The 20,244-nt window shown below is 65.5% G+C and carries 23 protein-coding genes and 1 tRNA gene; 14 read left to right on the top strand and 10 right to left on the bottom strand.

From position 1 onward, the window contains the following. The first annotated feature begins 110 nt into the window (after nt 1–110). From ACI6S0_RS13145 to queE, 6 genes are all read left to right on the top strand, one after another. Nucleotides 111–1,307: an aspartate aminotransferase family protein gene (locus ACI6S0_RS13145; RefSeq protein ID WP_434403305.1), complete on the top strand. Its 1,197-nt coding sequence runs from the start codon at nt 111–113 to the stop codon at nt 1,305–1,307. Between the two features lie 139 nt (nt 1,308–1,446). After that, on the top strand, nt 1,447–2,373 hold the full coding sequence (argF, locus tag ACI6S0_RS13140) for an ornithine carbamoyltransferase (RefSeq protein ID WP_037507687.1): 927 nt from the start codon (nt 1,447–1,449) through the stop codon (nt 2,371–2,373). Nucleotides 2,374–2,496: 123 nt separating this feature from the next. Continuing rightward, nucleotides 2,497–3,402 carry an Hsp33 family molecular chaperone HslO gene (locus tag ACI6S0_RS13135; protein ID WP_434403304.1) on the top strand — a complete coding sequence of 302 codons (906 nt, stop codon included), beginning with the start codon at nt 2,497–2,499 and terminating at the stop codon, nt 3,400–3,402. Nucleotides 3,403–3,528: 126 nt separating this feature from the next. After that, a complete protein-coding gene (locus tag ACI6S0_RS13130) occupies nt 3,529–3,936 on the top strand; it encodes a DUF3617 domain-containing protein (RefSeq protein ID WP_159366946.1) in 408 nt (135 codons plus the stop codon). Nucleotides 3,937–3,983: 47 nt separating this feature from the next. Then, the gene (gene queC / locus ACI6S0_RS13125; RefSeq protein ID WP_004208170.1) at nt 3,984–4,685 is read left to right on the top strand and encodes a 7-cyano-7-deazaguanine synthase QueC; all 702 of its coding nucleotides are present in this window, start codon (nt 3,984–3,986) and stop codon (nt 4,683–4,685) included. A gap of 3 nt (nt 4,686–4,688) precedes the next feature. Continuing rightward, nucleotides 4,689–5,333, top strand: coding sequence for a 7-carboxy-7-deazaguanine synthase (queE, locus tag ACI6S0_RS13120; RefSeq protein WP_004208169.1), 645 nt, complete (start codon nt 4,689–4,691; stop codon nt 5,331–5,333). Nucleotides 5,334–5,345: 12 nt separating this feature from the next. On the opposite strand, the gene ACI6S0_RS13115 is transcribed toward queE, so the two are convergent. The 3 genes from ACI6S0_RS13115 to lipB form a co-directional block, all read right to left on the bottom strand. Continuing rightward, complete coding sequence (locus tag ACI6S0_RS13115; RefSeq protein ID WP_004208168.1) at nt 5,346–6,041, bottom strand: hypothetical protein; 696 nt, start codon at nt 6,039–6,041, stop codon at nt 5,346–5,348. Nucleotides 6,042–6,144: 103 nt separating this feature from the next. Further along, nucleotides 6,145–6,432: a hypothetical protein gene (locus ACI6S0_RS13110; RefSeq protein WP_029547898.1), complete on the bottom strand. Its 288-nt coding sequence runs from the start codon at nt 6,430–6,432 to the stop codon at nt 6,145–6,147. Between the two features lie 62 nt (nt 6,433–6,494). Beyond that, nucleotides 6,495–7,199, bottom strand: a complete 705-nt coding sequence (lipB, locus tag ACI6S0_RS13105) for a lipoyl(octanoyl) transferase LipB (protein ID WP_069335739.1) — start codon at nt 7,197–7,199, stop codon at nt 6,495–6,497. Between the two features lie 76 nt (nt 7,200–7,275). Between lipB and ACI6S0_RS13100 the strand changes: the two genes are divergently transcribed. Next, nucleotides 7,276–8,070 carry a hypothetical protein gene (locus tag ACI6S0_RS13100; RefSeq protein ID WP_434403302.1) on the top strand — a complete coding sequence of 265 codons (795 nt, stop codon included), beginning with the start codon at nt 7,276–7,278 and terminating at the stop codon, nt 8,068–8,070. Here the strand turns inward: ACI6S0_RS13100 and ACI6S0_RS13095 are convergent. From ACI6S0_RS13095 to ACI6S0_RS13085, 3 genes are read right to left on the bottom strand one after another with little or no spacing between them, the layout of a single operon-like run. Then, on the bottom strand, nt 8,052–8,651 hold the full coding sequence (locus ACI6S0_RS13095; protein WP_434403301.1) for a GNAT family N-acetyltransferase: 600 nt from the start codon (nt 8,649–8,651) through the stop codon (nt 8,052–8,054). The genes ACI6S0_RS13100 and ACI6S0_RS13095 overlap by 19 nt on opposite strands. A gap of 4 nt (nt 8,652–8,655) precedes the next feature. Continuing rightward, on the bottom strand, nt 8,656–9,531 hold the full coding sequence (hemF, locus tag ACI6S0_RS13090) for an oxygen-dependent coproporphyrinogen oxidase (protein ID WP_434403300.1): 876 nt from the start codon (nt 9,529–9,531) through the stop codon (nt 8,656–8,658). Beyond that, nucleotides 9,528–9,986, bottom strand: coding sequence for a tRNA (cytidine(34)-2'-O)-methyltransferase (locus tag ACI6S0_RS13085; protein ID WP_004208162.1), 459 nt, complete (start codon nt 9,984–9,986; stop codon nt 9,528–9,530). The genes hemF and ACI6S0_RS13085 overlap by 4 nt, the downstream gene beginning before the upstream one ends. A gap of 193 nt (nt 9,987–10,179) precedes the next feature. Here ACI6S0_RS13085 and petA point away from each other — a divergent pair, with 193 nt between their 5' ends. The 5 genes from petA to ACI6S0_RS13060 all read left to right on the top strand — a co-directional run bounded on the left by petA (nt 10,180) and on the right by ACI6S0_RS13060 (nt 14,675). Then, a complete protein-coding gene (petA, locus tag ACI6S0_RS13080; RefSeq protein WP_026109474.1) occupies nt 10,180–10,746 on the top strand; it encodes a ubiquinol-cytochrome c reductase iron-sulfur subunit in 567 nt (188 codons plus the stop codon). Nucleotides 10,747–10,757: 11 nt separating this feature from the next. After that, nucleotides 10,758–12,050 (top strand): cytochrome b, encoded by a 1,293-nt coding sequence (locus ACI6S0_RS13075; RefSeq protein ID WP_069335742.1) that lies wholly within the window; start codon nt 10,758–10,760, stop codon nt 12,048–12,050. 14 nt (nt 12,051–12,064) lie between these two features. Then, nucleotides 12,065–12,913: a cytochrome c1 gene (locus ACI6S0_RS13070; protein ID WP_037507701.1), complete on the top strand. Its 849-nt coding sequence runs from the start codon at nt 12,065–12,067 to the stop codon at nt 12,911–12,913. Nucleotides 12,914–12,993: 80 nt separating this feature from the next. Further along, entirely contained in the window at nt 12,994–13,530 is a 537-nt protein-coding gene (locus tag ACI6S0_RS13065; RefSeq protein WP_004208158.1) for an adenine phosphoribosyltransferase, read from the top strand. A 71-nt stretch (nt 13,531–13,601) separates the two neighbouring features. Beyond that, a complete protein-coding gene (locus ACI6S0_RS13060) occupies nt 13,602–14,675 on the top strand; it encodes an endonuclease/exonuclease/phosphatase family protein (RefSeq protein ID WP_434403299.1) in 1,074 nt (357 codons plus the stop codon). Here ACI6S0_RS13060 and ACI6S0_RS13055 read toward each other — a convergent pair. Continuing rightward, nucleotides 14,672–15,286 (bottom strand): 5'-methylthioadenosine/S-adenosylhomocysteine nucleosidase, encoded by a 615-nt coding sequence (locus ACI6S0_RS13055; protein ID WP_434403298.1) that lies wholly within the window; start codon nt 15,284–15,286, stop codon nt 14,672–14,674. The two genes, ACI6S0_RS13060 and ACI6S0_RS13055, sit on opposite strands and share 4 nt — an antisense overlap. Nucleotides 15,287–15,377: 91 nt before the next feature. Then, nucleotides 15,378–15,452, bottom strand: a tRNA-Val gene (locus ACI6S0_RS13050). Between the two features lie 143 nt (nt 15,453–15,595). On the opposite strand from ACI6S0_RS13050, the gene ACI6S0_RS13045 reads away from it, so the two are divergent. Next, nucleotides 15,596–16,936, top strand: a complete 1,341-nt coding sequence (locus ACI6S0_RS13045) for a dicarboxylate/amino acid:cation symporter (RefSeq protein WP_125986273.1) — start codon at nt 15,596–15,598, stop codon at nt 16,934–16,936. On the opposite strand, the gene cpdR is transcribed toward ACI6S0_RS13045, so the two are convergent. Further along, on the bottom strand, nt 16,929–17,306 hold the full coding sequence (cpdR, locus tag ACI6S0_RS13040; RefSeq protein ID WP_004208143.1) for a cell cycle two-component system response regulator CpdR: 378 nt from the start codon (nt 17,304–17,306) through the stop codon (nt 16,929–16,931). The genes ACI6S0_RS13045 and cpdR overlap by 8 nt on opposite strands. Before the next feature lie 135 nt (nt 17,307–17,441). Here cpdR and ACI6S0_RS13035 point away from each other — a divergent pair, with 135 nt between their 5' ends. Next, entirely contained in the window at nt 17,442–18,338 is an 897-nt protein-coding gene (locus ACI6S0_RS13035; protein WP_434403296.1) for an N-formylglutamate amidohydrolase, read from the top strand. A gap of 1 nt (nt 18,339) precedes the next feature. On the opposite strand, the gene ACI6S0_RS13030 is transcribed toward ACI6S0_RS13035, so the two are convergent. Beyond that, nucleotides 18,340–20,193, bottom strand: coding sequence for an acyltransferase family protein (locus ACI6S0_RS13030; protein ID WP_434403295.1), 1,854 nt, complete (start codon nt 20,191–20,193; stop codon nt 18,340–18,342). Nucleotides 20,194–20,244 lie beyond the last annotated feature (51 nt).

The raw sequence follows: 20,244 nt of genomic DNA, 5'->3' as shown, positions 1-20,244 counted from the left end.
GGTGGCCTGTATAGGCGGCACTCGCACAAGGGCGGCCCGGCGGGGGCCGCCTTTTTGCGTTATATCCAATGCGCACGGACGCGCAGCATCAACCCAGAAAGGGAAGGCACATGTCGATTACGCCGCTCATGCCCGTTTACCCCCGGTGCGATGTGCGTCCGGTCCGAGGCGAGGGCTGCTACCTGATCGGGGAGCGCGGCGAGCGCTATCTCGACTTCGCCAGCGGCATCGCCGTCAATCTGCTGGGCCATGGCCATCCCAAGCTTGTGCAGGCCATCGCCGATCAGGCCGCGACGCTGATGCACACGTCGAACCTCTATGGCTCGCCGCTGGGTGAATCGTTCGCGCAGAAGCTGGTCGATAACAGTTTCGCGGACACCGTCTTCTTCACCAATTCGGGTGCCGAGGCGGTCGAGTGCGCGATCAAGACCGCGCGCCGCTATCATTATGCCAATGGGCAAGCGCACCGGCACAAGATCATCAGCTTCGACAACGCCTTTCACGGCCGCACGCTGGGCACTATTTCGGCGACCAGCCAGCCCAAGATGCGCGATGGTTTCGAGCCGCTGCTGCCTGGTTTCCAGGTCGTGCCCTTCAACGATCTCGACGCGGCACTGGCGGCGATCGACGACAATACCGCCGGTTTCCTGCTGGAACCGGTGCAGGGCGAAGGCGGCGTGACCCCGGCAACCCAGGCCTTCCTGGCCGGCCTGCGCAAGGCGTGCGACGAGCATGGCCTGCTGCTGATCCTGGACGAAGTGCAGTGCGGCTATGCCCGCACCGGCACCTTCTTCGCCCATGAGCAATATGGCGTGAAGCCGGACATCATGGCGGTGGCCAAGGGCATCGGCGCGGGCTTCCCGCTCGGCGCCTGTCTCGCCACCGAGGAAGCGGCCAAGGGCATGGTGTTCGGCACCCATGGTTCCACCTATGGCGGCAACCCGCTCGCCATGGCGGTGGGCATCGCGGTGCTGGAAGAGGTGCTGGCGGACGGCTTCCTGGAGCAGGTGACGGCCATGGGCGCGCGTCTGCGTTCCGCGCTGGAGCAGATGATCCCGAACCATGACGACATGTTCGAGGATGTGCGCGGCATGGGGCTGATGCTGGGCGTCAAGATGAAGGACGCTTATGACGCGCGCGCCTTTGTCGGTCATCTGCGCGACCATCATGGTTTCCTGTCGGTATCGGCGGGTCAGAATGTGCTGCGCATCCTGCCGCCGCTCGTCATCGACGAAAGCCATATCGCCGAGTGCATCGAGAAGATTTCCGCCGGTGCGCGGAGCTTCGCGGACGCCAAGGCGGCCTGACCATATATTGCCCCGTTCGTGCTGAGTAGGGGCTGAGCGAAGTCGAAGCCCCGTATCGAAGCATCCTTCGATACGCCATTTCGACTTCGCTCAATGGCTACTCAGGACGAACGGTGGTTGGAAGCGGGGAAAACTTCCAATGACCAAGCATTTCCTGAATCTCACCGATGCGGGCGGCGACGCGATCGCCGCGATGATCGCCGACGCCATCGACCGCAAGGCGGCGCGCGCGGGCAAGCCCAAGGGTTGGGTCGACGCCGATGCGCCGCTGGCCGGTCACACGCTGGCGATGATCTTTGAAAAGAACAGCACGCGCACCCGCGTCAGCTTCGACATGGCGATCCGCCAGCTGGGCGGCAATTCGCTGATCCTGGACGGCGCGACCAGCCAGTTGGGACGCGGCGAGACCGTCGCCGACACGGCCCGCGTGCTCAGCCGCATGGCCGACGCGATCATGATCCGCACCGACGATCATGCCAAGATCGAGGAAATGGCCGAATATGCCAGCGTCCCGGTCATCAACGGCCTGACCGACTTGTCGCATCCCTGCCAGATCGTCGCCGACCTGCTGACCGTGGTCGAACATGGGCTGGCGCTGCCGGGCAGCCAATGGGCGTGGCTGGGCGACGGCAATAATGTTCTCCACTCGATCGTCGAGGCCGCCGGCCTGATGAAGTTCGACGTGCGCATGGGCATTCCTGAGGGCTATGATCCCGATCCGTCCTTTGCCGCGGCGGCGCAGGCGGCCGGTTCGACCATCACCCTGACTCGCGACGCGGCGCAGGCGGTGGCCGGCGCCGACGTCGTCGTCACCGACACCTGGATCTCCATGGGCCAGGCCCATGCCGAGGCGAAGCTGGCGGCGATGATGCCCTATCAGGTGACGCCGGAACTGATGGCGGGCGCCAAGGCGGACGCCAAATTCCTCCACTGCCTGCCCGCCCATCGCGGCGAGGAAGTGGTCGAGGCGGTGATCGACGGTCCGCAGTCGCTGATCTGGGACGAGGCGGAGAACCGCATCCATGCCCAGAAGTCGGTTCTGCTCTGGGCGCTTGGAAAGCTGTAAGCTCACCCTATATTCGGGCGAAATTTTCCGTTCGCCCTGAAAGATGACGGGGCCTGTCCTGCGCTGCGGAGCGGAGGACGGGCCCTCGCGGCTTTCGGGGCGGGTGGATCGGAAGGAAATATCGTGACCAGTTCCAATGTCGATCAGGCCCTTGGCTTCACCATCCCCTCGCGCCATGTGCGCGGCCGTTTCGTGCGGCTGGGGCCGGTGCTGGACCAGGTGCTGTCTGCCCATGCCTATCCCCCGGCGATCGAGCGGGTGCTGGCGTCCTCGCTGGTGCTGGGCGCGCTGCTCGGCAGCCTGCTCAAGGATGCCGGCGGCCAGCTGACCCTGCAGGCGCAGACCGAAAATGGCGTCGTCAGCCTGCTGGTGGCCGACTACAAGGGCGGCGAGCTGCGCGGCTATGCCAAGTTCGATGCCGAGCGGCTGGCGGAAATTGGCAGCGACCCGACCCTGTTCGGCCTGTTCGGCAAGGGCTATCTGGCGATCACCTTCGACCAGGCGGCGACCGGGGAGCGCTATCAGGGCATCGTGCCGCTGGATGGATCGTCGCTGGCCGAGGCGGCGGAGCATTATTTCTTCCAGTCCGAACAGATCCCCAGCATCGTCCAGATCGCGACCCGGCATGAGCCGGGCGAAGGCTGCATCGCGGCGGGCCTGCTGCTTCAGCATCTGCCCGAGGGCGAAGTGGGACGCGAGCGCCTGCATGTGCGCCATGACCATCCCGAATGGGAACATGTGCAGGCGCTGGCCGGCACGCTGCGCGACGAGGAACTGACCGATCTCGACCTGCCGCTGACCGACATCGCCTGGCGCCTGTTCCATGAAGAAGAGGAAGTGCGCGTCACCGAGACGACGGCGCTCGCCAAGGGCTGTCGCTGTGACCTTGCCCATATTCGCGATGTGATCGGCCGCTTCCCGGCGGACGAGCGGGTGGCGATGGCGGACGAGAAGGGCATTATCGGCGTCGATTGCGCCTTCTGCTCGCGGCTGTTCCCGCTCGCGCTGGACAGTTTCGTGACCCATTGAAAGCCGGCGCGGGGCAATTGCGGCACGGCCGTTCGCCCCGCGCTATCAAATTGCCGCAATTGCGCGGCACAACAGGATGAAGCATGGCGCCGCTCCCCGGCGCCGATGACAAGGTCTGGACGCAAGATGGCAAGGCTGGGGCTGCAGGCGCTGGGCGCCGCGGCGGCAATGATGATGGCAAGCTGGGCCGGGGCGGCGAACGCGCCGCAACTGGCTGCGCTCGCCAAGCTGGAAACAGGCGAATGGGAATTGCGCCTGCGCGACGATCCGTCTGCGCCGCCCCGCCGCCTGTGCGTGACGATGCCGCATCAGTTGCTGGAGCCGGCCAATGCCGGCCCCGGCTGCAAGCCGTTCGTGGTCAGCGACGCGCCTGCTGCCGCCACCGTGACCTTCGATTGCGGGGCGGCCGGCAATGCGCGCACCGACCTGCGCGTCGAAACGCCGCGTCTCATCCAGATACGATCGCAGGGGATCAGCGACGGTGCGCCCTTTTCCAACATGGTCGAAGGGCGCCATGTCGGGGCATGCCGCTGACCGGCGGCCCCCTTGCACTGCAACATAACGAGGTCTAGCGCAGCATCATGGTCGCACAGAATGGAAAATTCGCCGTCGTCTTGCTTTCGGGCGGGCTGGATTCAATGGTCGCGGGCGGGCTCGCGCGTGAAGCGGGCTATCGCGTCCTGGCGCTGACGATCGATTATAATCAGCGCCATCGCGTCGAACTGCGCGCCGCTGCCAAGGTCGCGACGGCGCTCAATGCCATGTCGCATATCGTGCTGCCGCTCGACCTCACGGCCTTTGGCGGGTCGGCGCTGACCGCCGACATCGAAGTGCCCAAGGGCGGCGTGGGCGACGAAATCCCGGTCACCTATGTGCCGGCGCGCAACACCATCTTCCTGTCGCTGACGCTGGGCCTGGCCGAAGTCGCGTCGGCCAGCGACATCTATATCGGCGTCAATGCGCTCGATTATTCGGGCTATCCCGACTGCCGTCCCGAATTTATCGACGCGTTCCAGAAAATGGCGACGCTGGCGACCAAGGCGGGGGTGGAGGGCCATCCGATCCGCATCAACACGCCGCTGCAGTTCATGACCAAGGCGGACATCGTGCGCGAGGCGCATCGCCTGGGCCTGGATGCCGGCCTCAGCTGGTCCTGCTATGATCCGACGCCCGACAACAAGCATTGCGGCCTGTGCGACAGTTGCCGCCTGCGCTCCAAGGGCTTCGAGGAAGCGGGCCTGCCCGATCCCACCGTCTATGCGACGCGTCCCGGAAAGGCCTGACACATGACCTATGCGGTCAAGGAAATGTTCCTGACCCTGCAGGGCGAGGGCGTGCAGGCGGGGCGGCGCGCGGTATTTCTGCGCTTTGCCGGCTGCAACCTGTGGAGCGGGCGCGAGCAGGACCGGCGCGATGCCGTCTGCCGCTTCTGCGACACCGATTTCGTGGGCACCGACGGTGATGGCGGCGGCAAGTTCGCGACCGCCGACGCGCTGGCCGATGCGGCATTCGCCTTCTGGGGCGAGGGGGAAGGCCCCTATATCGTCCTGACCGGTGGCGAGCCGATGCTGCAGGTCGACGATGCGCTGATCGATGCGCTCCACGGCCGTGGCTTCACCATCGCGATCGAAAGCAACGGCACCTTGCCGGCGCATCCGGGCATCGATTGGGTCTGCATCAGCCCCAAGGCGGGCAGCGACGTGGTCCAGGTGAAGGGCAATGAGCTGAAGCTGGTCTGGCCGCAGCCCGATGGCGGCCACAGCCTGGCCGATGTCGAGGCGATGGAAGGCTGGGGCTTCGACCATCTGCTGGTCCAGCCGCTCGACGATGCCCATGCCGTGGACAATGCCCGCGCGGCCATCGATCTGGTGATGGCCCGGCCGCGCTGGCGGCTGACGGTGCAGGCCCATAAATATCTGGGCCTGCGTTAAGCGTCTGTCAGATCAGGGCTGGACGCCCGCCTTCTGGTTCCACTGCTGGTGGCATTCGGGCAGCAGCACGCCCTTCTTCCAGCATTTTGCGTCGAGCGAAGGCAAAGCGAGCTGATAGTTCCAGCCCGGATCGCCATAATATTGCTCGCCGGCATGGACGAGCGACTTCTTGATCGAAGCCAGGCCCTGGCGGGCGACGACGTTGAGCTGGCCGCGATCGGCGAAGATCGCCTGGCGACCGACCGCCGCTGCCGCCTGGCAGAAGCCGCGCTGCGCCTGGACCGTCGAATAGCCCGAATAGATGCGGGTATTATACATGTCGGACGCCGACTGGCCGGGCTTGCCCTTGCCCTTGGTGCGCTGGAAATAGCTGAGCAGCGTCGCCTGCGCTGCGTCAAGTTCGGCGTCATGATGGGCGATCATGGCGTTGTAGTTGCTGACCGACAGCAGGGTCGGTTCGAACTGGCACTGCAGCGCGGCCACGTTGATTGCGGCGCGCAGGTTCCAGGTGAGGCCAGCCTTGATTTCGTCGGCCGTGGCGCCGGGCAGGCCCAGCGCGGTGGCGGCGGCTTCGTCGGTCAGGGCCGGGGCCGACATGTCGGGCGGCGACCAGAAGAATTGCGCGGCGGCCGGCTGCGCGGCGGCGAGCGACGCGGCGGCGATCGTCAGGGCGGCAAAGGCCTGGCGCGAGCGAAAACGGAACGTCATTGAATAAACCCTCTCAGCCGGGGTCTTGACGGCGCGAACGCCCAATTCCCCCATAACGGCATCGACTATAGCGCGGCTGTATCGGAAGTGAACGGCAAAAGCCTCACTGATCCGACACGACTTCCTCATCATTGGCGGGTGCGGTCGCATTGTCCGCCTTGGCCGGGGCAGCGGCCTTGGGTTCGGTACGGTTTTCCGGCAGGGCCAGGCTGGTGCCTTCGCTCTGTACGCCGTCCAGATCGGTCATGGCGTCGGTGGCGGTGCCATCGACCACTTCCATATCCTTCATCTGCACCGTGTTGCCGCTCTTTTCGCCGCCACCGCCGCAGCCTGCCAGCGGCATGCAGCCGATCAACAGGGCGGCAGTCATCATCCTTGCGTCAAGGCGCATCCGGGTCTCCATAACATGGCTCAACATGCCCGGCGGCCCCCCACCTGGCGAAGTGGCGGACCCTAGCGGGCGGTCCCGCATTGCTCAAGTCCCGTGCCGTCGCCCGATCCGCAGCGCCGCAGCCGACCGAGAAAGGCGGGGAAATGCGCCTTGAGCGCGGCATCAAGGGCTTCCATCGAGGCATTGCCGCCCAGTGCGGCGATGCTGGTCACCGGAAACTCGCTGATCCCGCACGGCACGATGCCGCCAAAATGGGACAGGTCGGGATCGACGTTGATCGAAAAGCCGTGCAGCGTCACCCAGCGGCGGACGCGAATGCCCAGCGCACCGATCTTCGCCTCGCGCCCCTGCCTGTCGTCGGTCCAGATGCCGATGCGGCCTTCGGCGCGGCGGGCGGCAATGCCCAGGTCGGCGAGCGCGTCGATCATCCAGCCTTCGAGATGATGGACGAAATTGCGCACATCCTTGCCGCGCTCGCGCAGGTCGATGTTGAGATAGCCGATGCGCTGGCCCGGCCCATGATAGGTGTAGCGGCCACCGCGCCCGGCATCATGGACAGGAAAGCGCGGATCGATCAGTTCGGCCGGATCGGCGCTGGTGCCCGCGGTATAGAGCGGCGGATGCTCCAGCAGCCAGACGCGCTCGCGCGCCTCGCCCTCATAAATGGCGGCGGCTCGCGCCTCCATATCGGCAAGGGCGGTCGGATAGTCGACGGGGGCGGCATCGCTGCGCCACTCGACGTCAGGAAAGGGCAGGGGATCGGTCATGGCGCTTCCTTGACTTGAGCGGGGCGAGCGATCAAGTCTCGGGCCGCATTTCGCAGGACAGGGGTAGGCATTAGATATGGCGGCAGTCTCGATCGGCAAGGCGTGGGAGGAGGCGGTTGCCTTCGTTGCCCGCGAAGCGTCGCTGCTCTTTCCCGTCGCGCTGCTGTTCCTGGCCCTGCCGGGGCTGATCCTGCAGGAAATGACGCCGCCGCAACTGGCCGAATGGATGGCCAATCCCCAGCGCACTGGCCTGCCCGAAATTCCGCCGGGCTTTGCGCTGGCGATGCTGCTGGGCGTTATCATCATCTGGTTCGGATCGCTGACGCTGTTCGCTCTCGCGCTGCGGCCGGGCATCAGCGTTGGGGAGGCGTTGCGCCTGGGCTTCGCGCGACTGCCGGTGCTGCTGGGCACCGCCTTGCTCGCCATGTTCCTGATTGGCGGGGTGATGCTGGCCGCGATTCTGGTCGCCGTCCTGGCCAGCCTGGTCTCGGAGTCCGTGGGCACCAGCATCGGCGCCATCCTCGGCGCCTTTGTCGGCGGCGCCACCATCTTCGCCAGTGTCCGGCTGATGCTGCTCAATCCGGCGGTGATCGACGGCAATCAGGGCGTGGTGCCCTCGCTGCGCCATGCCTGGGCGCTGACGCGCGGCTGTTTCTGGCGGCTGCTGGGCTTCATCATCCTGATCACCCTGCTGTCGGGCATTGCCAGCATGGCGGCGCAGACGATCTTCGGTGCGCTCGCCGGCCTTGCCGCCGGGCCGGAGGCCGCCCGGCTGGTGGGCGGCGTCGCCTCGGCGGCGGTGTCGACCGTGATCCAGGTCTATATGCTGGTGATGCTGGCCCGCATCTATCGTCAGGCGTCGGCGGGCTGACCGAACATCGGGATCTGCGGCGCCGCTCCGGGCGGCAGCAGGCCCAGCAGGCGCGGATCGGCAAAGGTCTCGATCTCCCGGCCATAGGGGGTGAAGCCCGACTTGATGTAGAAGCCGAGCGCCGCCGGACTGTCGAGCGTACAGGTATGAACCCAGAAGCGCTCCACTCCCTTGCGCCAGGCGAGCGACTTGGCCTGCGCCATCAGCCATTTGCCAAGGCCCTTGCCGTTGAGCGAGGGCACCAGCCCGAAAAAGGCCAGCTCGCATTGTGCCGGGCTGCGGAAATCCAGCTCCAGCAGGCCGACCTCGACCCCGCGCGGGTCGGTGACGGCATAGACCTCGATCAGGGGATCATGCAGGATGGCCGCGAGCTGATCGTCCGGCATCACCAGCCGCGAGAACCACAGCCACGGCTCGCCCACGCGGCGGAACAGGGCGCGATAGGCGGCAAGGTCCGGCGTCTTCCATGGCACCAGCCGCAGCGGCGCGGGCGGGATCGGCGCGGGCCTGGGCCGCTCGCGCATTTCCAGATGGGTGACGATGGTCGCGATCTCGCGCGGATCGACCGGGGTCAATGCCACGCGATCAGCTCCAGCTCGCCATCGGCGGCAGGCTCATCAGGATCGCGTCGATATTGCCGCCGGTCTTGAGCCCGAACAGGGTGCCGCGGTCATGGACCAGGTTGAATTCGGCATAGCGGCCGCGCCATTCCAGCATGGTGCGATAGTCTTGCTCGCTCCACGCCTCGTTCATCCGCCGCCGCACGATCGGCGGGAAGGCGGCCAGGAACGCGTCGCCGACAGAGCGGGTGAAGGCGAAATTGGCGTCGAACGCGGCATCGTCCGCGCATTCGAGATGATCGTAGAAGATGCCGCCGACGCCGCGATGCACGCCGCGATGGGGGATGAAGAAATAGTCGTCGGCCCAGGCCTTGAAGCGCGGATAATAGGCCGGATCATGGGCGTCGCAGGCGGCCTGCAATACCGCGTGGAAATCCGCCGTATCCTCGTCGCGCGGCAGGGGCGGATTGAGGTCGGCGCCGCCGCCGAACCAGTTCTTGGTCGTGTTGAGGAAGCGGGTGTTCATGTGGACGGCCGGCACATGCGGGTTCGCCATATGCGCGACCAGGCTGATGCCGGTGGCGAAAAAGGCCGGATTGTCGGCCGCGCCATGGATGGTCTGGGCAAAGCCGGGGGCAAGATCGCCGGTCACCGTCGAGACATTGACGCCCACCTTCTCGAAGACCTTGCCTTTCATCACCCCGCGCACGCCGCCGCCGCCTTCGCCCGGCGCTACGCCTTCGGCCTCGCGATCCCAGGGGGTGTAGGCGAAGCTGGCGTCGCTGCCGGCCTCGCGCTCGATCGCCTCGAACTCCGCGCAGATCCGGTCGCGCAGCGATTCGAACCAGGCACGGGCCGCCTGCTGCTGCGGGTTCAGGGGAAAGCGGATGTCAGGCGTCATGCAGGGAAGCTCCCGGTCTGGCGAAGGGCCTCGGCAACGGCGATGCCGGTGGAAACGGCGATGTTGAGCGAGCGGAAGCCCGGCGCCATCGGAATGCGCACGCGAATATCGGCCAGATCGCGGACATGATCGGGCACGCCCGCGCTTTCCGATCCCATCAGCAAGACATCGTCACTGCGAAATGTCACATCGGGCAGTCGTTCCGACGCGTGGCTGCTCATCAGCAGCAGGCGGCGGCCGGCGGCCCGTCTTTCCGCGTCGAACGCCTCGAAATTGGCGTGGCGCACGACTTCGGCCGCTGCGCCATAATCCATTGCCGCGCGCTTCAGCCGGGCATCGGAAAAGGCGAATCCGGTCGGCATGATGATGTCGACGGGCACGGCAAAACAGGCGGCGAGGCGCAGGATGGCGCCGACATTGCCGGCGATTTCGGGCTGGTAGAGAGCGATACGCATGGCTGTCGCATAATGCAGCGCGGCGATTTGTCATAGTCTGGATGACTTTGCGGTTGGCAAAGCCCTGACAGTCCGGTTATCAGACCTTTGACCCACGCCGGGGGGAGGCGGGGTATACCCTAACTCCCTTGATAATCAGGATCACTCAAGGCATTCCGGCGTGAATAGGGAAGTCTTGCAAGGGTAGAGGTGCATGGCGAACTCAGAACAAGTTGACGGGCAGGGTCTATCCGGCGAAGACGGAGTGCGTCGCCGCGATTTCATCAATATCGCTGCGGTGAGCTTCGCAGGGGTGGGCGCCGTCGGCGTCATTCTCCCGCTCATCGATCAGATGAACCCCAGCGCCGACGTATTGGCGCTCGCATCGACCGAGGTCGATCTTTCCGCGATCCAGCCGGGCCAGGCGATCAAGACCACCTTCCGGTCGCAGCCGCTGTTCGTTCGCCAGCTCACCGAAAAGGAAATTGCCGAGGCCGACAAGGTCGACCCGTCCACGCTGCGCGATCCGCAGACGCTGGCGGAACGCACCGTCGACGGCAAGAAGCAGTGGCTGATCACCATGGGCGTCTGCACCCATCTGGGCTGTGTGCCGCTGGGCGCGGGCGAGGGTGAGAATCGCGGCGAATTCGGCGGTTATTTCTGCCCCTGCCACGGTTCGTCCTATGACACGGCCGCCCGCATCCGTAAGGGGCCTGCCCCCAAGAATCTGGAAGTGCCGAAGTATAGCTTCACTTCCGACACTGCCATTCTTGTGGGTTGAGGGGGACCGTCATGAGCTTTCCATGGGCTGAACATTATACCCCCAAGCATCCGCTGATGCAGTGGGTCGACGAGAAGCTGCCGCTGCCGCGCCTCGTCTACAATGCCGTCGGTGCCGGCTATCCGGTGCCGCGCAACCTCAATTATTTCTGGAATTTCGGTGTCCTCGCCGGCCTGGCGCTGCTGATCCAGATCGTCACCGGCGTGGTCATGGCGATGCATTATGGCGCCAACACGCTGGTCGCCTTCGGCACTGTCGAACAGACGATGCGCGACGTGAATGCGGGCTGGCTGATGCGCTATGCCCATGCCAACGGCGCCAGCTTCTTCTTCATCGTCGTCTATCTCCATATTTTCCGCGGTCTCTATTTCGGTAGCTACAAGGCGCCGCGCGAAATGGTCTGGCTGCTCGGCCTCGTCATCTTCCTGTTGATGATGGCGACCGCCTTCATGGGCTATGTCCTGCCCTGGGGGCAGATGAGCTATTGGGGCGCCAAGGTCATCACCGGCCTGTTCGGCGCGATCCCGGTGGTGGGCGAGCCGATCCAGACCTGGCTGCTGGGCGGCTTTGCGCCCGGCAATGCCTCGCTGAACCGCTTTTTCTCGCTCCACTTCCTGCTGCCTTTCGTGATCGCAGCGGTGGTGATCCTGCATATCTGGGCGCTGCATATTCCCGGTTCCTCCAACCCGACCGGCGTCGAGGTGAAGGGCCCGCAGGATACCGTGCCCTTCCATCCTTATTATACCGCGAAGGACGGTTTCGGGGCGGGCGTCTTCCTGATCCTGTTCGCGATCCTGCTGTTTTTTGCGCCCAATTATCTGGGTCACCCGGACAATTATATCGAGGCGAACCCGCTCTCGACCCCCGCGCATATCGTGCCCGAATGGTATTTCTGGCCCTTCTACGCGATCCTGCGCGCCTTCACCGTCGACTTCTTCTTCGTGCCGGCCAAGCTGCTGGGCGTGCTGGCGATGTTCGCATCGATCCTGCTGCTCTTCTTCCTGCCCTGGCTCGACACCTCGCCGGTGCGCTCGGGCAGCTATCGCCCGACCTTCAAGACGTTCTTCTGGATCCTAGTGCTCGACGTGCTGATCCTGGGCTATTGCGGCGGTGCGCCGGCGGAAGAGCCCTATGTGATGATCAGCCAGGTCGCCGCGGCCTATTATTTCGCGCATTTCCTGATCATCCTGCCGATGATCGCGCGCTTCGAAAAGCCGCTGCCGCTGCCCAATTCGATCACCGAGGCGGTGCTGGCCAAATATGCCAAGGCTGACGGCGAACCCGCCGCAGTCCCGGCCGAATAAGGGGGAAGACAAGCATGGTACGCATCGGCGCATTCCTTGTCGGCCTCTTCTTCGCCGGCTGGCTGCTCATCTCCTTCCTCGTGGGTGCCTATTCCTACGTGGTGGAGCCTCCGGCCAAGACGGTGGAGCATGAGTTCCACCTGGCCCCAAAACATGTCTCCTTCTCGTTCGACGGGCCGCTGGGCCGCTATGACAATCAGCAGCTCCAGCGTGGCTTCCAGGTGTTCAAGGAGGTCTGCTCGGCCTGCCACAGCCTGAAGTTCGTCGCCTTCCGCGATCTGGCCGGCATTGGTTATAACGAGGCGGAGATCAAGGCGATCGCCAAGAACTGGGCGATCAAGACCCCCAGCGTCGATCCGGCGACGGGCGAGGCCTCGACCCGCGACGGCATTCCGGCCGATTATTTCCCGTCTCCCTTCGCGAACAATGTCGCGGCGGCGGCGGCGAACAATAATGCGATCCCGCCGGATCTGTCGCTGATGACCAAGGCGCGCCATCATGGCTCGGCCTATGTCTATTCGCTGCTGACGGGCTTCCAGGAACAGCCGGCCGAACTGCTCAAGCATTTCCCGGATGCCAAGACGCCCGAGGGGCTGCACTTCAACCCCTATTTCGCCAACCTGAACCTTGCCATGGCGCCGCCGCTGTCGGCCGATGGCCAGGTGACCTATGGCGACGGCACCAAGCCGACCATCGACCAGATGTCGCAGGACGTGGCCGCCTTCCTTACCTGGACGGCCGAGCCGAAGCTGGAAAATCGCCGCCGCGCGGGCGTGGCGACGATCCTCTTCCTGCTGATCGCCACGGGCCTTGCCTATATGGCCTATCAGAATATCTGGGCGGACAAGAAGAAGGCGGCCTGACCGCACTTCTGCCCGACGGCATGAAAGAAAGGGCGCGCTTCCTTGTCGGGAGCGCGCCCTTTCCTTATGGGGCTTCAACCATGAGCATCGACAGTTTGACCGCGCTGGTCCGCACCATCCCCGACTTCCCCAAGCCGGGCATCCAGTTCCGCGACATCACGACCCTGCTGGCCGATGGGCCGGGTCTGGCCGAACTGATCGACCAGATGGCGAAGGTGGCAGGACCGCTCGACCCCGACCTGATCGTCGGCGTGGAGGCGCGGGGCTTCATCCTGGGCGCGGCGCTGGCGCTGAAGCTGGGCAAGGGTTTCGTGCCGGTCCGCAAGAAGGGCAAGCTGCCGGGCAAGACCGTCGGCATCGACTATGTGCTGGAATATGGCACCGACCGGCTGGAACTGCATGAAGGGCAGGTGCCACAGGGCGCGCGCGTGCTGCTGGTCGACGACCTGATCGCCACCGGCGGGACGGCGCAGGCGGCGGCGCGGCTGCTGCGCGAGCAGGGCGCGCAGGTCCTGATGGCGCTGTTCGCGATCGACCTGCCGGATCTGGGCGGGCTTGCCGCGCTGGAGCAGGACGGTGTCCCCTCGCGCGCGATCCTGTTGTTCGAGGGCGACTGATCCGGTCCAGGCGCCGGTTGTCGCCGGCGCCCTTTCGCGTCATGATGCGCCGATCCGATGACGAGGAGCATATGGCCGCTACTTCCCGCTTCCTCAGCCGGTTCGGTGCCTGTGTGGCGCCGCTGCTGCTATCGGCCTGTGCGACGCCGGCCCCCTATCGCGAATTGTCCTGTGGCGCGACAGTCGCGCCTGCGCTCGCCGCCTCGGATGCGCAGCGGATCACCACCACCCTGTCGGTGCTGACCTATAATATCGAGGGGCTGGGCTGGCCGGCACGCAGCGGGCGTGGGCCGTCACTTGACCAGATAGCGGAGCGACTGGCCGCCATGCGCGCGGCGGGGACGGCACCCGACGTGGTGCTGTTCCAGGAAATGTTCAGCGGATCGGCAAAGCAGGCGGTGGCCGATACCGGCTATCCGGCAATCGCCGCCGGTCCGCATCGTACGACCCGCGCGCGCGGGTCGACCAAGGACAAGCTGCCGGGCAAGTCGCATATCAATCGGGGCGAGATTGGCATCCATTTTTCCGGCAGTGGCCTGGCCGTCGCCTCGCGCTATCCGATTCTCCTGACGCAGAAGCGGGCCTATGGCCGCAAATCCTGCGCTGGCCTCGATTGCCTGTCGAACAAGGGAATCGTGCTGGCCCGCATCGCCATGCCCGGCGTGCCGACGCCGATTGACATTTATGACACGCACATGAACTCGCGCGGGGCTTCCCGCGCGCCCGGACCGCGCAATCTCGCCGCGCATGAACGGCAGGCGCTCGAAGCCTCGGCCTTCATCGATGCAAGCCATGACGACGCCTATCCGCTGATCTTTGGTGGCGATTTCAACATGCGCCATTCCGAACCGCGCTGGGAGAATTTCTCCCGCTATCAGGCGCTCAACCTGGTCCATCGCGTCTGCGCCGATGCGGCGTCAGGCTGCGATGTACGCATGTCCTGGGATGGCGACGAGCCGTGGATGGATACGCAGGATCTGCAATTCTTCTGGCCGGGCGATCGGGTGTCGGTCCGCCCGATCCGGGTGGAGGCGATGTTCGATGGTGGGCCGAGCGGGCCGGAATTGTCCGACCATGACGGCTTCCTCGTCACCTATGAACTGTCCTGGCCGCGCGACGCCGCGCGCCAGCCGGGCGGCTGTTAAAGCGCCTCGCCCAGGGCATCGACGGCCACCGCCAGCTTCTCGTCGATCAGCGAGAGCAACTGCGTCCAGCCGAGCATGTCTTCAAGCTCGCCCGGCCCATCGGAAATGCCGCGCAACCCCATCAGCGGCACGCCGAAACGCTGGCAGGCGCGGGCGATCGCAAAAGTCTCCATGTCGACCATGTCGGCATCGATCGCGGTATATTCCTCGCCGCCCACGACATTGGCGCCGGTCGACAGGCGCAGGGCGCGGATTTCGAGCGGCGTGACCAGCGGAATGTCGACCGGATGGTCGATCAGCGGCGTCACCCCCTTGGTGAAGCCCAGACGAGAGGCATCCATGTCCCGCCAGGAGACGCTGGCGACCTGATAGACCTCGCCCAGCATGCCCACCCGCGACCCGGCGGAGCCCAGCGACACGACCAGATCGGGCAGGGTGCCCGCCTGCGCCATCCGGTCGAGCGTCACGGCCATGGCCAGCGCCGCCTCGACCGGGCCGACGCCGGTCATCAGCGGGCTGATCCGGGCTTGCAGATGCGGGCCATATTCGGCGTCGATCGCCATCACGAACAGCACCCGCCGTCCGCCCATCACTACACATGTCGCCGTCATCTGCTGGTCTCCGTCTCGCTGCTGCGCGTCATAGCCGGAAAAGGGCAAAAAATAAGGCCTCGGAAATCCGGAGACTTCCAAGGCCTTATCATGGTGGGCGTGGCAAGGATTGAACTTGCGACCCCTGCGATGTCAACACAGTGCTCTACCACTGAGCTACACGCCCGCCGTGGAGGGGGCCAATAACGGGGGTCGGTGACTCGCGCAAGCGCTAAATGACACTTTTTTGTAGAAACTTTTCCAACCCGCTGGACAGGGGGTGGGGAGGCCATATGCTGCGGTGCAAATAAGGGGGGACGCAAAAACATCATGTTGCCTACGCCATCGACGCCGACGGAACCGGTTCGGCCGCTCCCCTTCTATCGCCATCTCTATTTCCAGGTGCTGGTGGCGATCGCGCTGGGCGTGCTGCTCGGCCATTATTTCCCGGCGACGGGCGAAGCGATGAAGCCGCTGGGCGATGCCTTCATCGCGCTGGTGCGGATGATCATCGCGCCGGTCATCTTCCTGACGATCGTCACCGGCATTGCCGGCATGAAGGAACTGGGCGCGATCGGCCGGGTCGCGGCCAAGGCCTTTGCCTATTTCCTGACCTTCTCCACCCTGGCGCTGATCGTCGGCCTGATCATCGCCAATGTCGTTCAGCCTGGCGCCGGGCTCAACATCGATCCGGCGACCCTGGATGCCAGCAAGATCGCCGATTATGCGCAGCAGGCGCATGACCGCACGCTGGTCGCCTTCCTGCTGAACGTCATTCCCGCGACCCTGGTGTCTGCGGTGGCCGACGGGCATAATATCCTGCAGGTGCTGTTCGTCGCGATCCTGTTCGGCATCGCGCTCAGCATGATCGGGGAAAAGGCCGAGCCGCTGATGACGGTGCTGGAATCGGCCAGCCTCGCCATCTTCAAGCTGGTGTCCTTCCTGATGAAGGCAGCGCCCTTTGGCGCGTTCGGCGCAATGGCCTTCACCGTGGCCAAATATGGCGTCGGGACGCTCGCCAACCTCGCCGGGCTGGTCGCGACCTTCTACCTCACCTCGCTGCTGTTCGTGCTCGTCGTGCTGGGGACGGTCGCCTGGTTCGCCGGCTTCAACATCCTGCACCTGATCCGCTACCTGCGCGCCGAACTGCTGCTGGTGCTGGGCACATCCTCGTCGGAAGCGGCGCTGCCCAGCCTGATCGAGAAGATGGAACAGGCGGGGTGCCGCAAGTCGGTGGTCGGGCTGGTCGTGCCGACCGGATACAGCTTCAACCTCGACGGCACCAATATCTACATGACGCTGGCGGCGCTGTTCATCGCGCAGGCGACCAATGTGCATCTGAGCCTGGAGGAACAGATATTGCTGCTGCTGGTGGCGATGCTGTCGTCCAAGGGCGCGGCGGGCGTCACCGGCGCGGGCTTCATCACCCTGGCCGCCACCCTGTCGATCGTGCCGTCGGTGCCGGTCGCAGGCATGACCCTGATCCTGGGCGTCGATCGCTTCATGAGCGAATGCCGCAGCCTTACCAACTTCGTCGGCAATGCGGTGGCGACGGTGGTGGTGTCGGTCTGGGAAAAGGGCCTGGATCGCGAGCGCTTTGCGGCGGCCATGGCGGGCAAGCCGCTGCCGCCGCTGGGGCAGGTCGCGGATGAGGCCGAAGCGCTCAGCTAAGGCCGGTCAGCGTCTCGCTGCCGAACATTCGTTCGACTTCCAGCACCAGGTCGCGCAGGTGGAAGGGCTTTGACAGCACCTTCGCCTGCGGCACCGCCTTGCCGGCTTTCAGCGTCACGGCGGCAAAGCCGGTGATGAACATGATGCGGGTCTGGGGCGCGACATTGGCCGTGTGCTGCGCCAGTTCGATGCCGTCCATTTCGGGCATGACGATGTCGGTCAGCAGCAGGTCGAACCGATCCGATTCGATATGCGGCACGGCCTGGGTGCCGGTGGCGACCGCCACCACCTCATAACCCGACTTTTCCAGCGCCCGCGCCAGATAGGCGCGCATGCTGTCATCATCTTCCGCCAGCAGGATTCGAACCATTGACCCCAAATTTCCTGTAAGCCGTCTTCCGCGGCGCCCCTTGCCTTGCCCACAGACTGGCAAGCCGTTCGGATATATGCGACAAGGATTAAAGATTATCCAGCCGACCATATTTTTCCACGGCCGGTGAAAGGAATGGCGTTGGATCATTTTGGTACGTGTCCGCCAACCGAATCGACGGCGGCCTATGATCTTCATGGTCCTGCTCTTCCCAATGGTCCGCTGATTGTGTCCGTGCCCCATGCCGGGCGCGACTATTCCCCTGATTTGCTGGCTCTGGCGCGGGTGCGGCCGGAGGTGCTGCGCCGGCTGGAGGATCGCTGGGCCGACATGCTGGCAGGGCCGCTGGTCGCGCGGGGCTACAGCGTGCTGGTCGCCCGCGCGCCGCGTGCGATGATCGACCTCAACCGGCATGAGCGGGAGCTGGATCCGGTGATGGTGACCGGTCTGCCCCGCGATCAGCCGCTGCAGAGCAGCGCCAAATTGCGCGGCGGGCTGGGCCTCATTCCCCGTCGCCTGCCCGGCGCCCTGGAATTGTGGCAGCGTCCGATCCCCTGGGAGGAAGCGCGGCGGCGGATCGAGGCGGTGCATCGGCCCTATCATGCCCGGCTGGCACAGATGATGACGGCCGCGCGGGAGCGGCATGGTCATGCCATCCTGATCGACCTGCATTCGATGCCGCCGCTGCCGCCGCCGGCCGCCGGACAGGCTGCCCCGGCGCTGGTGCTGGGCGATCGCTTCGGCCGCAGCGCCGCGACACGGCTGATGATGCTGGCAGCCGATGTCGCGGCCGGGCATGGCGTGCTGACGTCGCAGAACCATCCCTATGCCGGCGATCATTTGATCGAGCGGCATGGCCGGCCGGAGCGTGGTTTCCATGCGCTGCAGCTGGAGGTGGACCGTGCCCTTTATCTCGACGTCACGCTCGATCGGCCGGGGCCGGGGCTGACGCGCATGCAGGGCGTGGTGGCGGCCATTGCCGAGGCACTGGCGAACGAACTGCCGCGCAGCTACGCGATGGCGGCGGAATAGCCTATTCGCCGATCACCAGCCGGGCGCCGGCAAGGCTCAGATGATGGGAATCGAAATAGAGCGGCTTGCCGTCATGGATGATGGTGCAGCGGCGGGCATCGCATAGCCGCGCCATCGGATCGATCAGCGTCACGCCCCGTGCCTGCCAGCGGGCAAAGAGTGCGCGCAGATTGCGGGTGCGGGCCTCGATCGTGGCGCGTTCCACGCCCTGCGCCTGCGCAAGATCGCCGGCGCGGGCGAGATGGGCCAGATGGCGTGGCACGTCAAAGGGCTGGGGCGGCACCGGTCCGATCAGGATGACCTGCCGTTCTTCAGCGCGCAGGGCGCGGATGGTGGCATCCAGCTTCGCGACGAAGGCGGGATCGTCAAATTCGCCATTGGCCCAGAAGGCGGCGAGATAGACGCGGCGGATGCCCGGATCGGCACGGATGGCTGCAAGGGCGGCCTGGTTGGCGCGGGCGCAGCGGGCATCCTTGGGCGCGTCATAGCCCAGTACCGGCGGGCAACTGGACGTGGTCCGCTCGATCAGGGCGCGGCCTTCTGCCCTGGCCCTGAGCGACAGGGCATAGGCCATTTCGACGCCATGGCTGTCGCCCCAGAGCAGGGCGTCGGGTCGGACCTTGGCACCGAGAATGCAGGGCTGGGCACCGCGGGCGAACGTGTCGTGGCAGGCCTTGCGCGCGGGGCTGATGTCGGTGCGGCCGGCGGCGAGTTGCAGCACCTGCGGCGCAAAGCGCTGCGGCCAGCCGCCCATCGCCAGCAGAGCCAACGACAGGAGGCACAGTAGCGCCATGGCGCCGCCGGTGAACTGGAAGATGCGCAGGGCGGGGATGCGGCGGGCATCGCGGAAGGGGCGCTCGACGAAGCGCCAGGAGAGGATGGCGGCGACCAAGGAGGCTGTCACGACCGCGATGGCCGTCGATCCGGTCAGGGCCGCATCGGTCGCATATTCGGTGAAGACGATCAGCGGCCAGTGCCACAGATAGAGGGAGTAGGAGATGAGGCCCACGCCGACGAAAGGGGGCAGGCTGAGCAGGCGCCCGACGCTGGTACCCGGCGCGCTGTGCAGCAGCAGCGCCGCGCCCAGCACCGGGGGCAGGGCGGTGATGCCGGGGAAAACGGTCTCGCGCGTATAGAAGATGACAGCGAAGGTGACAGATAGAAGGCCACTCCACGCAAGCGCCTCCCGCAGCCAGCGCGCCCGTGTCGCCGGGATGGCGCCGAGCGCCAGCAAGGCGCCCGCAAATAATTCCCAGGCGCGGGTGGGCAGCAGGTAGAAGGTGAAGCCGCTGGTGTCGCGCTGAAGCGCGATCGCCAGTGCCAGCGAAATCGCGGCGATCGCGCCGACGATCAGGCTGCGCCAGCGGGCGGCAAAGCGCGCGATCAGCATGAGCAGGATCGGGAAGCCGATGTAGAATTGCTCCTCCACCGCCAGCGACCAGCTGTGGAGCAAGGGCTTTACGTCCGCGCCGCCAGCGAAATAGCCGGTATCGGTGAAGAACCAGAGGTTGGAGGCGAACAGCGTGGCGGCGAGCGCGGATTTCGGCACGCCTTCTATATCGCCGGGCAGATAGAGCCAGCAGGCCGCCGCCAGCACGGCCAGGATCATCAGGCTGAGCGCCGGCATGATCCGGCGGAAGCGGCGTTCGTAGAAATGGACGAGCGAGAAGCGCTGTTCATCCACCTCGCGTGCGATGATGCCGGTGATGAGGAAGCCGGAGATCACGAAGAAGATGTCGACGCCGACATAGCCGCCGGAAAAGCCTGGCACATGGGCATGGAAGAGCAGCACCGGCAGGATGGCGATGGCGCGCAGCCCGTCAATGTCGCGGCGATAACGACCCGCCCCGATCATGCTGCTTTCCTGTGGTGCCGACCCATGCATGGCGCTGTCCTAGCGCGAAAG

It is taken from the genome of Sphingobium sp. DN12 (assembly GCF_051058005.1).
Lineage (GTDB): Bacteria > Pseudomonadota > Alphaproteobacteria > Sphingomonadales > Sphingomonadaceae > Sphingobium > Sphingobium yanoikuyae.
This window is presented reverse-complemented; position numbering and strand designations above follow the sequence as displayed.